Origin of the sequence: Rhodococcus sp. D-6 (assembly GCF_040256695.1) — a bacterium.
Lineage (GTDB): Bacteria > Actinomycetota > Actinomycetes > Mycobacteriales > Mycobacteriaceae > Rhodococcus > Rhodococcus pyridinivorans.
Map to the genome: position 1 here is coordinate 1,099,682 of NZ_CP132970.1, position 12,953 is coordinate 1,112,634.

General features: G+C 69.5%; 13 protein-coding genes. 11 read left to right on the top strand and 2 right to left on the bottom strand.

Annotated features, from left to right (window positions below):
• Both rimM and trmD read left to right on the top strand, forming a co-directional pair.
• Positions 1-591 carry a ribosome maturation factor RimM gene (gene rimM / locus RBB84_RS05215; protein ID WP_064256367.1) on the top strand — a complete coding sequence of 197 codons (591 nt, stop codon included), beginning with the start codon at positions 1-3 and terminating at the stop codon, positions 589-591.
• Positions 592-594: 3 nt separating this feature from the next.
• Positions 595-1,302, top strand: a complete 708-nt coding sequence (trmD, locus tag RBB84_RS05220; RefSeq protein WP_006550956.1) for a tRNA (guanosine(37)-N1)-methyltransferase TrmD — start codon at positions 595-597, stop codon at positions 1,300-1,302.
• An 18-nt stretch (positions 1,303-1,320) separates the two neighbouring features.
• On the opposite strand, the gene RBB84_RS05225 is transcribed toward trmD, so the two are convergent.
• Positions 1,321-2,307 (bottom strand): hypothetical protein, encoded by a 987-nt coding sequence (locus RBB84_RS05225; protein WP_228045015.1) that lies wholly within the window; start codon positions 2,305-2,307, stop codon positions 1,321-1,323.
• Positions 2,308-2,462: 155 nt separating this feature from the next.
• Here RBB84_RS05225 and RBB84_RS05230 point away from each other — a divergent pair, with 155 nt between their 5' ends.
• From RBB84_RS05230 to dprA, 9 genes are all read left to right on the top strand, one after another.
• Positions 2,463-4,823, top strand: coding sequence for a Tex family protein (locus RBB84_RS05230; protein WP_064256365.1), 2,361 nt, complete (start codon positions 2,463-2,465; stop codon positions 4,821-4,823).
• A 68-nt stretch (positions 4,824-4,891) separates the two neighbouring features.
• A complete protein-coding gene (locus RBB84_RS05235; RefSeq protein WP_024100629.1) occupies positions 4,892-5,797 on the top strand; it encodes a hypothetical protein in 906 nt (301 codons plus the stop codon).
• Positions 5,798-5,880: 83 nt separating this feature from the next.
• Positions 5,881-6,222: a 50S ribosomal protein L19 gene (rplS, locus tag RBB84_RS05240; protein WP_006550960.1), complete on the top strand. Its 342-nt coding sequence runs from the start codon at positions 5,881-5,883 to the stop codon at positions 6,220-6,222.
• Between the two features lie 228 nt (positions 6,223-6,450).
• Positions 6,451-7,260: a signal peptidase I gene (gene lepB / locus RBB84_RS05245; RefSeq protein ID WP_006550961.1), complete on the top strand. Its 810-nt coding sequence runs from the start codon at positions 6,451-6,453 to the stop codon at positions 7,258-7,260.
• Positions 7,257-8,009 (top strand): ribonuclease HII, encoded by a 753-nt coding sequence (locus RBB84_RS05250; protein ID WP_024100630.1) that lies wholly within the window; start codon positions 7,257-7,259, stop codon positions 8,007-8,009. Before lepB ends, RBB84_RS05250 begins: the two co-directional genes overlap by 4 nt.
• A 37-nt stretch (positions 8,010-8,046) precedes the next feature.
• Positions 8,047-8,361 carry a DUF2469 domain-containing protein gene (locus RBB84_RS05255; protein ID WP_006550963.1) on the top strand — a complete coding sequence of 105 codons (315 nt, stop codon included), beginning with the start codon at positions 8,047-8,049 and terminating at the stop codon, positions 8,359-8,361.
• 177 nt (positions 8,362-8,538) lie between these two features.
• Positions 8,539-8,913 (top strand): YraN family protein, encoded by a 375-nt coding sequence (locus RBB84_RS05260; RefSeq protein ID WP_019289117.1) that lies wholly within the window; start codon positions 8,539-8,541, stop codon positions 8,911-8,913.
• Positions 8,913-10,421 (top strand): YifB family Mg chelatase-like AAA ATPase, encoded by a 1,509-nt coding sequence (locus tag RBB84_RS05265; protein WP_006550965.1) that lies wholly within the window; start codon positions 8,913-8,915, stop codon positions 10,419-10,421. Before RBB84_RS05260 ends, RBB84_RS05265 begins: the two co-directional genes overlap by 1 nt.
• On the top strand, positions 10,418-11,551 hold the full coding sequence (gene dprA / locus RBB84_RS05270; RefSeq protein ID WP_064256259.1) for a DNA-processing protein DprA: 1,134 nt from the start codon (positions 10,418-10,420) through the stop codon (positions 11,549-11,551). The genes RBB84_RS05265 and dprA overlap by 4 nt, the downstream gene beginning before the upstream one ends.
• A gap of 24 nt (positions 11,552-11,575) precedes the next feature.
• On the opposite strand, the gene RBB84_RS05275 is transcribed toward dprA, so the two are convergent.
• Positions 11,576-12,892, bottom strand: a complete 1,317-nt coding sequence (locus RBB84_RS05275; RefSeq protein ID WP_064256258.1) for a ClC family H(+)/Cl(-) exchange transporter — start codon at positions 12,890-12,892, stop codon at positions 11,576-11,578.
• Between the last annotated feature and the right edge of the window lie 61 nt (positions 12,893-12,953).

Here is a 12,953-nt window from a genome sequence, read left to right on the forward strand (position 1 = left end):
ATGGAGCTCGTCGTGGGCCGTGTGGCCAAGTCGCACGGCATCAGAGGCGAAGTCGTCGTCGAGGTTCGCACCGACGAACCCGAGGAGCGCTTCGCCGTCGGCGCGGTCCTGCGTGGCCGTAAGCCTCGCGACAGGCACCTGCACGAGTACACAGTGGAAGCCGCCCGGGAGCACTCCGGGCGGCTTCTGCTGCGCCTGCAGGGCATCGACGGTCGCGACGCCGCCGACGCACTGCGTGGGGTGCTGTTCGTCGTCGACAGCGCCGACCTTCCGCCGTCCGACGACCCGGACGAGTTCTACGACCACGAACTCGAAGGGCTGACGGTGCGGATCGTCGCCGGTCGCCCCGACGGCGGAACCGAGGTCGGCACCGTCCGCGAGGTCCTGCACACGGCCGCCGGCGAACTGCTGTCGATCCGGCCAGCCGGCCAGGAGCGCGAAGAGTTACTCGTCCCGTTCGTCACCGAGATCGTCCCGACGGTGTCGGTCCGGGACGGCGTGATCGAGATCGATCCGCCCGAAGGACTCCTCGACCCCGACTTCGGGGAACCGCCGTCCAAGAAGAAGAAGTCGACCGAGGGGAAGCAGTAGTCCGTGCGGCTCGACGTCGTCACCATCTTCCCCGAATATCTCGAACCCCTGCGCGTCGCCCTGCTCGGCAAGGCGATCGACAAGGGGCTCATCTCCGTCGGTGTGCACAACCTGCGCGACTGGACGCACGACGTGCACAAGGCCGTCGACGACGCGCCCTACGGCGGCGGACCGGGCATGGTCATGAAACCCACCGTGTGGGGACCGGCGCTCGACGACGTGCTCGCCGGGCCCGACGGTGAAACCGATCCCGACGTACTGCTCGTCGTCCCGACGCCCGCCGGTCGCCGCTTCGATCAGGCCACCGCACAACGGTGGTCGAAGGAGAAGCGGATCGTCTTCGCCTGCGGCCGCTACGAAGGAATCGACCAGCGCGTCTTCGACGATGCCGCGCGGCGCGTGCGCGTCGAAGAAGTGAGCATCGGCGACTACGTCCTCATCGGTGGGGAAGTCGCCGTCCTCGTCATGGTCGAGGCCGTCGTCCGTCTGCTGCCCGGTGTACTCGGCAATCAGGCGTCGCATCAAGAGGATTCGTTTTCCGACGGACTGCTCGAAGGGCCGAGTTACACTCGGCCGGCGGTGTGGCGCGACCTCGAGGTGCCACCGGTGCTGCTGTCCGGCGACCACGGCAAGGTCGCTCGCTGGCGCCACGAGCAGTCGCTCGAACGCACCCGCGAACGACGACCCGATCTGCTCCCGTCCGACGACTGACGCCGGGCCCGACGGTCCTCAGGGCCGGTGCGCGCTTCCGAGCGTCGTCTCGACCGCCAGCGTGACGGTCTCGCGCGCGTGTTGCGCGCTCCCGTCGTCCGTCGCGTCGTACATCGCCGTGTCGGGCAGGAAACCGGTGTCGTAGAAGGGATCCGACTCTTCGTAGGTGACGGTCTCCCGCGCCGCGACCACGACCGCGTACCGGTGGTCGTCGCCGAAGAACCCGGTGGACAGGTGCAGCCATTCACCGGCCAGGCAGCACATCCACCCCTGCTTCACACCCAGGTCCGTGGAGTCGCCGAGACCCTCGGGAAGCCCGAAACGCTGGTCGTATCCGTCGATGCCCTCGTCGGTGAACTCCACCAGATGGCCGACGATCCGGGCCGCGCTCTCATCACCGGAGGCACTGTCGCCGAGCAGATCGTCGTACCAGGTCAGCAGGTCCGACGCCGTCGTGGTCGTGTTCCACCACCAGGACCCCGGATCCGGAGGAGTTGTGCCGGTCAGGTTGTGCCGCTCCACGACGTGCTCGACGATCTCGGGACCACCGTAGGTTTCCCACAACAGCGTCGCCGCGTTGTCGTCCGACGACCGCAGCATCGACCGGATCAACTCGTGGTCCTCGTCGGCGAGCGTCGCCTCGCCCGTCACCTCGCGGTACAGGACCTCCTCGGCGATGAACAGCTTCACCGTCGAGGCGGTCTCGAAGGGTTCGTCCGAACCGCCGAGCACGCGGGTCCCGGATTCACGGTCGAGCACGGCGACAGTCAGGCGCGCTCCGCGGCTGTCGGCGAGCGCGACGGCCGCGTCGATCTGTCGGGGCAGTCCGGCCGTCGACAGCGTCACGGTCGATTCGTCGGAATCGGTGTCCGTCACCGAGGCGAGACCGAGCGCCTCGTGCGGGAGCGGATGGGAGTCCATCGATTCGCAGCCGGATACGGCCAGTGCGGTGGCCACGCACAGCATCATCGCGCCCGATCGTGCGCGTCCGCGCCCGTGCTTCATGTCCGGTTCCTGCATTCCATTGTGCTGTGGACGATAGCGCCGGTCCACCCGGCAGCCTGCACGGACCCCGCGCGCGAGCGCGAGTGCCGTTACGCGCGCGGGCGCCCTACGGTCACAGGCGCGGGCGGGGGACGGCAACTGTAGGGTCGTTCGACGTGACGACCGAACTCGACACCGTGAACCGGCGGATCGCCCAGGAACTCGACGTCCGCGAAGACCAGGTCGCTGCGGCCGTGGGACTGCTCGACGGCGGCGCGACCGTGCCGTTCGTCGCGCGCTACCGTAAGGAGGCGACCGGCGGGCTCGACGACGCCCAGCTGCGCACCCTCGAGGAACGCCTCCGCTATCTGCGTGAACTCGACGAGCGCCGTGTCGCGATCCTCGAATCGATCGAGGCGCAGGGCAAGCTCGACGACACGCTGCGCGGACAGATCATGCTCGCCGACACCAAGGCGCGGCTCGAGGACATCTACCTGCCGTTCAAGCCGAAGCGGCGCACCAAGGCGCAGATCGCGCGCGAGGCCGGTCACGAACCCGTCGCCGACGCGCTCATCGGCGACCCCACCACCGACCCCGCCGGATACACCTCCGAGCAGCTCGACGGTGCGCGCGCCATCCTCGTCGAACGCTTCGCCGAGGACGCGGACCTCGTCGGCGAGCTCCGCGAGGCGATGTGGACGCGCGGCAAGGTGAGCTCCACCGTGCGGTCCGGCAAGGAGAACGACGGCGCGAAGTTCTCCGACTACTTCGAGTTCTCGGAACCGTTCACCCAGCTGCCCTCGCACCGCATTCTCGCCCTCCTGCGCGGCGAGAAGGAGGAGGTGCTGTCGCTGTCGTTCGATCCCGAGATCGACGAGCCGGTGCCCGGTGAGCGCACCTACTACGAGGGCCGGATCGCGACGCGCTTCGGCATCGCCGACGAGGGACGCGCCGCCGACAAGTGGCTGCTCGACACTGTGCGGTGGGCGTGGCGCACCAAGCTGCAGATGTCGCTGTCGCTGGACATCAGGATGCGGCTGCGGCAGTCCGCCGAGAAGGACGCGGTCGACGTCTTCGCCGCCAACCTCAAGGACCTGCTGCTCGCCGCACCGGCCGGAACGCGACCGACGATGGGCCTCGACCCCGGCTACCGCACCGGCACGAAGGTCGCCGTCGTCGACGCGACCGGCAAGGTCGTCGACCACGCCACCATCTATCCGCATCAGCCGCACAACAAGCGTGACGAGGCCCTCGCGGTGCTCGCCGCGCTGGTCACGCGGCACGGTGTCGAACTGATTGCCATCGGCAACGGCACGGCGTCGCGTGAGACAGACGCTCTCGCAGCCGAACTCGTGTCGCTGGCGAAGGTGCCCGGGCTGACGAAGATCGTGGTGTCCGAGGCGGGCGCGTCCGTCTACTCGGCCTCCGAGTACGCCACCAAGGAACTCCCGGATCTCGACGTGTCCATCCGTGGTGCGGTCTCCATCGCGCGCCGCTTGCAGGATCCACTCGCCGAACTGGTCAAGATCGACCCGAAGTCGATCGGGGTCGGCCAGTACCAGCACGACGTGTCCGAGACGATGCTCGCGCGGTCGCTGGGCGCGGTCGTCGAGGACGCGGTGAACGCCGTTGGCGTCGACGTCAACACGGCATCTGTCCCGCTGCTGTCGCGGGTCTCGGGGATCACCGGCTCGCTCGCGGAGAGCATCGTCGCCCACCGCGACCAGAACGGTCCGTTCCGTGCACGGCGAGCGCTCGAGGACGTTCCGCGACTCGGCCCGAAGGCCTTCGAACAGTGCGCGGGCTTCCTGCGCATCCCCAACGGCGACGACCCGCTCGACGCGTCCGCGGTGCACCCCGAGGCGTATCCGGTGGTGCGGCGGATCGTCGACCGGACCGGCAGCAGCGTCCGCGAACTGCTCGGCAACATCGCGACCCTGCGGAAGCTGCGCGCCGACGAGTTCGCCGACGACCGCTTCGGTGTCCCGACCGTCACCGACATCATCTCCGAGCTCGAGAAGCCCGGCCGCGACCCGCGTCCGGAGTTCAAGACCGCGACGTTCGCCGCCGGTGTCGAGAAGGTCGCCGACCTGAAGCCCGGCATGGTTCTCGAAGGAGTGGTCACCAACGTCGCGGCCTTCGGTGCGTTCGTCGACGTCGGTGTGCACCAGGACGGCCTCGTGCACGTCTCCGCGATGTCGCGCAGCTTCGTGAAGGATCCGCACGACGTCGTCCGGTCCGGTGAGGTCGTCAAGGTGAAGGTTCTCGAGGTCGACGTCGCGCGCCAGCGCATCGGTCTGACGCTGCGCCTCGACGACGAGGTCCCCACCCCGGGCGCCGAGAAGTCGGGCGGCCAGCCGCGCGGAGGTGGCCGTCGTCCCGGAGGTCAGGGCAGCGGCAACCAGGGCGGCGGTCGTGGACGCAGCGGTCAGGGCAATCGTGGGCAGCAGGGCCGTGGCGGCGACCGCCGTTCGACGCCGGCCGCCTCCGGATCCTTGGCCGACGCCCTGCGACGCGCCGGTTTCGGCAACAACTGACGCGAATCACCGGGTCACTCCTGCAATGCTGTGGACATGAGATCCACGGTGGCCGGGGTGATCCGGTGATGCTCGACTGGATGCGGCGCGAGATCGTCGATCAGGGCCGCCTGCCGCTGCTGTTCTTCTTGCTCGGTTTCGTGGCCGCGTTCGTCTTCATCCGGATCAGCGTGCGGTTGATCCGCGCGCAGGTGCGCTGGTGGCCCGGCAACATCACCCCGGGCGGTCAGCACGTGCACCACGTGGTGTTCGGTGTCGTCACGATGGTGATCGCCGGTGGGGGACTGATCGCGATCTCGGAGGACGCGAACCGCGTCGCCGCGTGCATCCTCGCGGCGCTCTTCGGAGTCGGCGCCGCACTGACACTCGACGAGTTCGCGTTGATCTTCTATCTGAACGACGTGTACTGGGAAGAACAGGGACGGGTGTCCGTCGACGCCGTCTTCGTGGCGATCGCCGTAACCGGGATGTGGTTGCTCGGTCTGCGACCGTTCGAACTCGGGGACACCACGAACTTCGAGGACAGCGGTGACTGGGCCGGACGGGCCGCGCTGGTGGTGGCTGTGCTCGTGAACCTCCTGCTCGCCGCGATCGTCCTGGCGAAAGGAAAGATCTGGACGGGCCTGGTGGGGCTGTTCGTCGTTCCGCTGCTGTGGGTCGGCGCGATCCGGCTCTCCCGGCCCGGCGCGCCCTGGGCTCGCTGGCGGTACGGCAAGCGGCCCCGTCGCATGGCGCGCGCGCTCGAACGCGAACGTCGACTGCGGCGCCCGGTGATCCGCGCCAAGATCTTCGTGCAGGATCTCGTCGCGGGCGCACCGACGCTCGAAACCGTGCGGGGCAGTGTCGAGCACTCGCGCACCGCGACCGAGGCCGAACTGGACCGTCGCGTCAAGCCGGCGCCACCGCCGATTTCATCGATCGATGTTCCGTCTGGCACAATGGACGGGTTGCCCCGTTCGGGCACGCCTACCTGACCTGGGCACGAACCGGTCGAGCCCGCCACACGGCGGTCGCCGCCAGGTTCCTCTGCTCGAGCGAACAAGAGGATGAAAAACCGATGAACACCCTGGACTTTCTGGACGCCAAGTCGCTGCGCGACGACATCCCGGACTTCCGTCCCGGCGACACTCTCGACGTGCACGTCAAGGTCATCGAGGGCAGCAAGGAGCGTGTGCAGGTCTTCAAGGGCGTCGTGATCCGGCGTCAGGGCGGCGGCATCCGCGAGACCTTCACCGTCCGCAAGGTTTCCTTCGGCGTCGGCGTGGAGCGCACCTTCCCGGTCCACAGCCCCAACCTCGCCAAGATCGACGTGCTGACCCGTGGCGACGTCCGTCGCGCGAAGCTCTACTACCTGCGTGAGCTGCGCGGCAAGGCTGCCAAGATCAAGGAGAAGCGCTGATCTTCGGCCGCTGACCAGCCCCTCGGGCTGCTCGGCACGGCTCCCGAGCCACCCGATACAGCATCCGACGACCCGGCCCGGACTTCCGTCCCGGCCGGGTCGTCGTCGTTGTGGGCAGCGGTCTGTCGCTCTCCCGTCCGGTCGACGGTCGTCCTCGGCGGGCCGCCGTGCCGCAGACGCTAGTCTGTCGAGGTGGCAGATTCCCCGCACGATCCGGCTCGACCGGATGTGAACCGCAACGATGTTCGAGGTTCGGCTCGGAGCGATCGAGCCGACGGTGCACACCACCGGCGCGAGGACCCCGCAGCGAAGGACACCGCCCCGAAGGCGAAGAAGCAGAAGTCGTTCTGGCGTGAACTGCCGATCCTGGTCGTCGTCGCACTGGCCCTGAGCTTCCTGCTGCAGACCTTCGTGGCGCGGGTCTATCTCATCCCCTCGGAGTCGATGGAGCCGACACTGCACGGCTGCCCGGGCTGCACCGGCGACCGCATCGTCGTCGAGAAGGTGGGATACCGCTTCACCGACCCCCGTCCCGGCGACGTCATCGTCTTCGAAGGCCCCGACTCGTGGTCGGCCGGCTACACCTCGACCCGTTCCGACAACGTCGTCGTGCGGGGACTGCAGGAGATCGGTTCGCTCGTCGGCGTCGTGCCGCCGGACGAGAACGACCTCGTCAAGCGCGTGATCGCGACCGGCGGGCAGACGGTGGAATGCTGCGACGACCAGGGCCGCGTCCTCGTCGACGGTGTCCCGCTCGACGAGCCGTACGTGACCATGGACTTCCCGTTCACCCCGGGTGTCGTCACCTGCGAGACCGAGGTCCCCTCCGGGCGTTGCTTCGGGCCCGTCACCGTGCCCGAGGGCCACGTCTGGGTGATGGGCGACAACCGCAGTAACTCGGCCGACTCGCGCTACCACGTCGGGGACGAGCACCAGGGCTCTATCCCGCTGGACAATGTCATCGGAAAAGCCCGCTTCATCGTGCTGCCTCCCGGCCGATGGGGCCTCATCGACTCACCGGAGATCCTTCCCTCGTGACTGCTTGGCCACCTCGACCCGTGATCCGTCGCTCCTCCGGACTGCGCACCATGGAGTCCGCGCTCGCGCGGTGCGGTCTCGGTCCGGTAGCGGGGGTCGACGAAGCCGGCCGCGGTGCCTGCGCCGGGCCGCTCGTCGTCGCCGCGTGCGTGCTCGGCGACCGGCCGCACGCGTCGCTCGACCGGCTCGACGATTCGAAGAAGCTCACCGAACGCATCCGCGAGGAGTTGTACTCGGTGATCGTGCGACGCGCCCGGGCGTGGAGCGTGGTGGTGATCCCCGCGGAGGAGGTCGACGCGATCGGCATCCACGTCGCCAACATCGAAGGCATGCGACGCGCGGTGGCAGGTCTGTCGACTCCGCCCGGTTACGTGCTGACCGACGGCTTCCGGGTGCCCGGACTGCCCGCGCCGTCGCTGCCCGTGATCGGCGGCGACGCGGCGGCCGCGTGCATCGCGGCGGCCAGCGTGCTCGCGAAGGTTACACGCGATCGCATGATGGTCGACCTCGACGGCGAGCTACCGGAGTACGGTTTCGCAGTACACAAGGGCTACAGCACTCCGACGCACATGGCGGCGTTGGCCGAGCACGGCCCGTCGCCGCAGCACCGGCGGTCGTGGGCCAATGTGCGCTCCGTGTGCGGAGTGCCCGCAGTGCGACGTCGGCTGTTCGCCGACGACCTGGTTCGTCGATCGTATGCAGACGACCTGGGGCGTCGATTGTTCACCGACGAGGCGGATGCGGGATGATTGCAGGACACACCAGACTGGGAGGACACCGAGACCGATGAGTGCCGAGGATCTCGAGAAGTACGAAACCGAGATGGAACTCTCGCTGTACAGGGAGTACCGGGACATCGTCGGTCAGTTCGCGTACGTCGTGGAGACCGAACGCCGGTTCTACCTGGCGAACGCGGTGGAATTGCTGCCGCACAACGCCAACGGCGAAGTGTACTTCGAAGTGCGCATGTCCGACGCCTGGGTGTGGGACATGTACCGTCCCGCCCGCTTCGTCAAGCACGTCCGTGTCATCACCTTCAAGGACGTCAACATCGAAGAGCTCGACAAGCCCGAACTGAGACTGCCCGACAAGCTGGGCTGACGCCCTCGGGGATGACCCTGCGCACAGCGGCCGCATCCTAGCCGGGGCGCCGACACCGAGCCGTTCTCCGTGGCACGTCGCCCGCCGTTGTGCACAGGCACCGCACTCATCCACAGTTTCCCCGATCTTCGTGCTCGGACCCCGATTCCGCGTGCCCCGGTCCTCCACAGTGGGGGCATGCAGGGGACCAATCGGACATCACACAACCGGGATCTGGGCGCGCGAGGCGAGGATCTTGCCGCCGAATACCTCGAGTCGACCGGCATGGTCGTGCTCGAACGGAACTGGCGCAGCCGATACGGCGAACTCGATCTCATCGCACAGGACGGCGCGTCCGTCGTCTTCGTCGAGGTCAAGACCCGCACCGGCACCGGCTACGGCACCCCCGCCGAGGCGGTGACGCCCGCGAAGGCCGAAAGGATCCGTCGCCTCGCCGGACAGTGGTTGTCCGAGCAGACGCGCCGCTGGTCGCACATCCGCGTCGATGTGGTCACCGTCCTGCTCGCGCGGGGACACGCCCCGGAGATCACCCATCGCAAGCAGGTCCTCTGATGGCGCTCGGCCGTGCCTGGTCGGTCGCCGTCTCCGGGATCGACGGGCAGGTCGTCGAGATCGAAGCCGACATCGGGCGAGGTCTGCCGGGCGTGACGATGGTCGGGCTGCCCGACACCGCGCTCCAGGAGTCGCGCGACCGGGTGCGCGCCGCCGTGTCGAATTCCGGTGCCAAGTGGCCGGATTCGAAGGTCGTGCTCGCACTGTCGCCGGCCACGCTGCCGAAGGTCGGCAGTGTCTACGATCTCGGACTGGCGTGCGCGGTGCTCGACGCAGCGGATGTCGTGCCGACCGAGGCCGTCTCCCGGACGGTGCTGCTCGGCGAACTCGCGCTCGACGGGCGCGTCAGGCCGGTGCGCGGTGTGCTGCCCGCCGTGCTCACGGCGAAGAAACACGGCTGGTCGCGCGTGGTGGTGCCGACCGCGACGATGACCGAAGCGGCGCTCGTCGACGGCATCGACGTCTACGGCGCCGAGACACTGCGCGAGTTGGTGCTCTGGCTCCAGGGCGACGGTCCGCTCGAACGGCCCGATCCGCGCGCGCTGCCACCGCGGGCGGTGCGCGGCGATCTCAGCGAAGTGGTCGGCCAGCACGAAGCGCGTCGCGCGATCGAGGTCGCTGCGGCCGGCGCGCACCACCTGATGTTGACCGGCCCGCCGGGAATCGGGAAAACAATGCTCGCGCAGCGACTTCCGGGGATCCTGCCGGACCTGGACGAAAGTCACGCCCTCGAGGTGACGGCCATCCATTCGGTGGCGGGCACCCTCACCAGCGACCGGCCGCTCGTGACGGAACCGCCCTTCATCGCGCCCCATCACACGGCGTCGGTGAGTTCGCTGATCGGAGGCGGTACCGGCATGGCGAAACCCGGCGCGGTGAGCCGGGCACACCGTGGCGTGCTGTTCCTCGACGAGGTCGCCGAGATGGGGACGAAGACACTCGAAGCGCTGCGGACGCCGCTCGAGGACGGGGAGGTGCGCATCGCCCGCCGGGACGGTGTCGCGCGATATCCGGCCCGCTTCCAGCTGATCCTCGCCGCCAACCCGTGCCCGTGCGCACCACCACGCGACGCCGACTGCGTGTGCGCGCCGACCGCACGTCGCCGCTATCTGGGGCGTCTGTCGGGCCCGCTCCTCGACCGCGTCGACCTGCGGGTCCGGATGCAAGCCGTCGCGACCAGCGCGTTGATGGGGGAGACCGGCGAGAGCACCGACGACGTACGGGCGCGCGTCGCCCGGGCGAGAGCCGCGGCACGCGAGCGGTGGGCCGAGCACGGCTGGGCCACCAACGCCGAGGTGCCCGGGCCGGCTCTCCGGCAGAAGTTCCGTCTTCCACGTGCTGCGCTCGAACCCGTCGAATGGGCGCTGCGCAAGGGCGCCATCACCGCGCGAGGAGCGGATCGGGCACTGCGGGTCGCGTGGACGCTGAGCGACCTCGACGGTTCTGATTCGCCGACGGCGACGCACGTCGCTGCCGCACTCGACTTCCGGGATCGGGGTGTCGCATGAGCGGGCACGGCGACGAACGGCGCCTGGCCTGGGCCTATCTGTCGACCGTCGCACAGGGTGCGTCACGTTCGTTGTCGGCGGCAGTGGAAGCCGAGGGTGTACTCGAGGTGGCAGCCGCCATCCGGTCGGGTGCGGGCCTCGACGAACTCTCGTCGCGGTACTCGGTGCGGGCGCACCTCGATACCGCGGCACGGGATCTCGATCGTTTGGGACGGGCCGGCGGGCGACTGGTCACGCCCGACGACGACGAATGGCCTGCCTGGCAGATGCTCGGCTTCGGCACTCTCGACACCGCGACCGACGCCGAAGGGCCACCCCTCGCGCTGTGGGTGTGGGGGAGCCGGCGGATCGACGACCTCGCCGAACGCGCGATCGGCATCGTCGGGACCCGCGCCGCGAGCGGTTACGGGGAGCACGTCACCGCCGAGATCGCCGGGGATCTCGCCGCCGACGGATGGACGGTCGTGTCCGGCGCGGCCTTCGGCGTCGACGCGGCCGCACACCGCGCGGCGCTCGGGGTGGGTGGCACCACCGTCGCGATCCTGGCCTGCGGTGTCGACCGGGCGTATCCGGCGGCACACGCGACGATGTTGCGGCGGATCCCCGAATCGGGTCTGGTGGTGAGCGAGTATCCCCCGGGCACGACTCCGGCGCGGTACCGGTTCCTCGCCCGCAACCGGCTGATCGCGGCGTTGTCCGCCGGCACGGTCGTCGTCGAGGCGGGCTGGCGCAGCGGGGCGCGCAACACCGCGGCGTGGGCGCGACGACTCGGGCGGCCTGTCATGGCGGTGCCCGGACCGGTGACCTCGGCGGCCTCGCAGGGCTGTCACCGCATGATCAGGGAGGGCGAGGCGCGTCTGGTGGGCGCGGCGCGCGACGTCGTCGAGGAGTGCGGTCCGCTGCTGGCGGGCGGGGACGACGACCTCGACGGCCTGTTCCGCCGCGACCTGGACGGATTGTCGGGCGACATGGCCCTTGTCTACGAGGCGCTTCCGGCGTCGGATGTCTGTGATCCGGCGATGGTGGCCGAGTCCGCGGGGCTGCCGATCGAGCGGGTGCGGGCGGCGCTGCCCCTGCTCGAACTCGACGGTCTGGTGGTGGTGACGGACGGAGGGTGGCGGCGGGCGTGACGGCGGATCGACGCCCGGGGCGGTCTACCCCTGGTCGGGAGGGGTGCCGAACATGCGGTCGCGCAGGCTGTCGTAGATGGGCGGGACCCGCGTGGAATACGCCACGACGACGGCGCAGATCGTCGCGGCGAGCATCGGGACCGTCACTCCCGTCGCCGCGGTCATCTCCACGACGAGGACGACTCCGGTGATCGGGGCCCGCACCGACGCGCCGAAGAGAGCGGCCATCCCCGCGATGGCCATCGGCACGGCCAGGGACGACCCGATCCCGGGGACGATCGCGGTACAGATCCCGGCGCACAACAGACCCCAGAGAGCGCCCAGTGCGAGGAGCGGCGCGAACAGTCCGCCCGGTGTCCCGGCCGCGTACGACAGCGGGCCGGCGACGAACCGCAGCAGGACGTACCAGGCGACCACCGGCAGTGCGATCGCACCACCGCTCACCACGTGCTGGACGAGGGAGTCGCCGCCACCGCCGGCCCACGGTGCGACCACGGACAACAACCCGACGAGTCCGCCGATGATTGCAGCCTTCATCACCGGGGAGAGCGACCGGACCGACTCCACCACGCTCAGCGAGCCCAGGACCATCCGGTTGTAGGCCGCGCCGAGCAGTCCGGTGAGCAGACCGAACACCACGAACACGGGCAGCAGGACGATCGACGGGGGAGCGATGGGGTCCACGGCGAAGTCGGGGGTGTCGCCGACGATCGTCCGCGAGCACACCACCGCGGCGGCCACCGACAGGACGACGGGTACGACCGTGCGGAAACGGAAGCTGCCGGTGACCTCCTCGAAGACGAACAGCGCACCGCCGATCGGGGCATTGAACGCGACCGCGAGTCCGGCACCGGACACCGAGGTCTGCAGCAGACGTTCGTGCTCGGGACGCCGGGCGCAGCGTGCGGTCTCGGCGCCCACCGCGGCACCCATGTGCACGATCGGGCCCTCCCGTCCCAGGACGAGACCCGACCCGATCGACAGGAGCGCCCCGACGAATCTGGAGGGCAGCACCGACAGAGGTGGGGGCTCGGCCTGCCCGCGGTCGACGGCTTCGACGTGCTGGATTCCGCTACCCGAGGCGAGGGGGACCATCCGGACGATCAGCGCTGCGAGCAGAGCGCCAAGGATCGTGATTCCCACCGGCACGAGCCATCCCGGACCGGGAAGTTCGTGCGCCCACTCCGCGGTGTGGATCCGCCATCGCTCGAGCCGTTCCAGGCACCAGCGGAAGGCCCCGCCGACGACGCCGATGACGGCGCCGGCCACGATCGCCAGCACACAGATCGTCGCCAGTTCGCGAGCGGGAACGGTAGGTTCCCGCACGTTCTCGATGTCCACCCGGCGCCCTCCGACCTGCCGCCGACGCGCCGATCCGCCCGGCGGTGCCGGAGACGGTCGC

What these genes read in the sequence shown, in the direction of transcription:
- rimM (WP_064256367.1), top strand. Translation starts at nt 1, where the DNA reads ATGGAGCTCGTCGTGGGCCGTGTGGCCAAGTCGCACGGCATCAGAGGC.
- RBB84_RS05265 (WP_006550965.1), top strand. Translation starts at nt 8,913, where the DNA reads ATGGCGCTCGGCCGTGCCTGGTCGGTCGCCGTCTCCGGGATCGACGGG.
- RBB84_RS05225 (WP_228045015.1), bottom strand. Translation starts at nt 2,307, where the DNA reads ATGAAGCACGGGCGCGGACGCGCACGATCGGGCGCGATGATGCTGTGC.
- rplS (WP_006550960.1), top strand. Translation starts at nt 5,881, where the DNA reads ATGAACACCCTGGACTTTCTGGACGCCAAGTCGCTGCGCGACGACATC.
- RBB84_RS05235 (WP_024100629.1), top strand. Translation starts at nt 4,892, where the DNA reads ATGCTCGACTGGATGCGGCGCGAGATCGTCGATCAGGGCCGCCTGCCG.
- dprA (WP_064256259.1), top strand. Translation starts at nt 10,418, where the DNA reads ATGAGCGGGCACGGCGACGAACGGCGCCTGGCCTGGGCCTATCTGTCG.
- RBB84_RS05260 (WP_019289117.1), top strand. Translation starts at nt 8,539, where the DNA reads ATGCAGGGGACCAATCGGACATCACACAACCGGGATCTGGGCGCGCGA.
- RBB84_RS05255 (WP_006550963.1), top strand. Translation starts at nt 8,047, where the DNA reads ATGAGTGCCGAGGATCTCGAGAAGTACGAAACCGAGATGGAACTCTCG.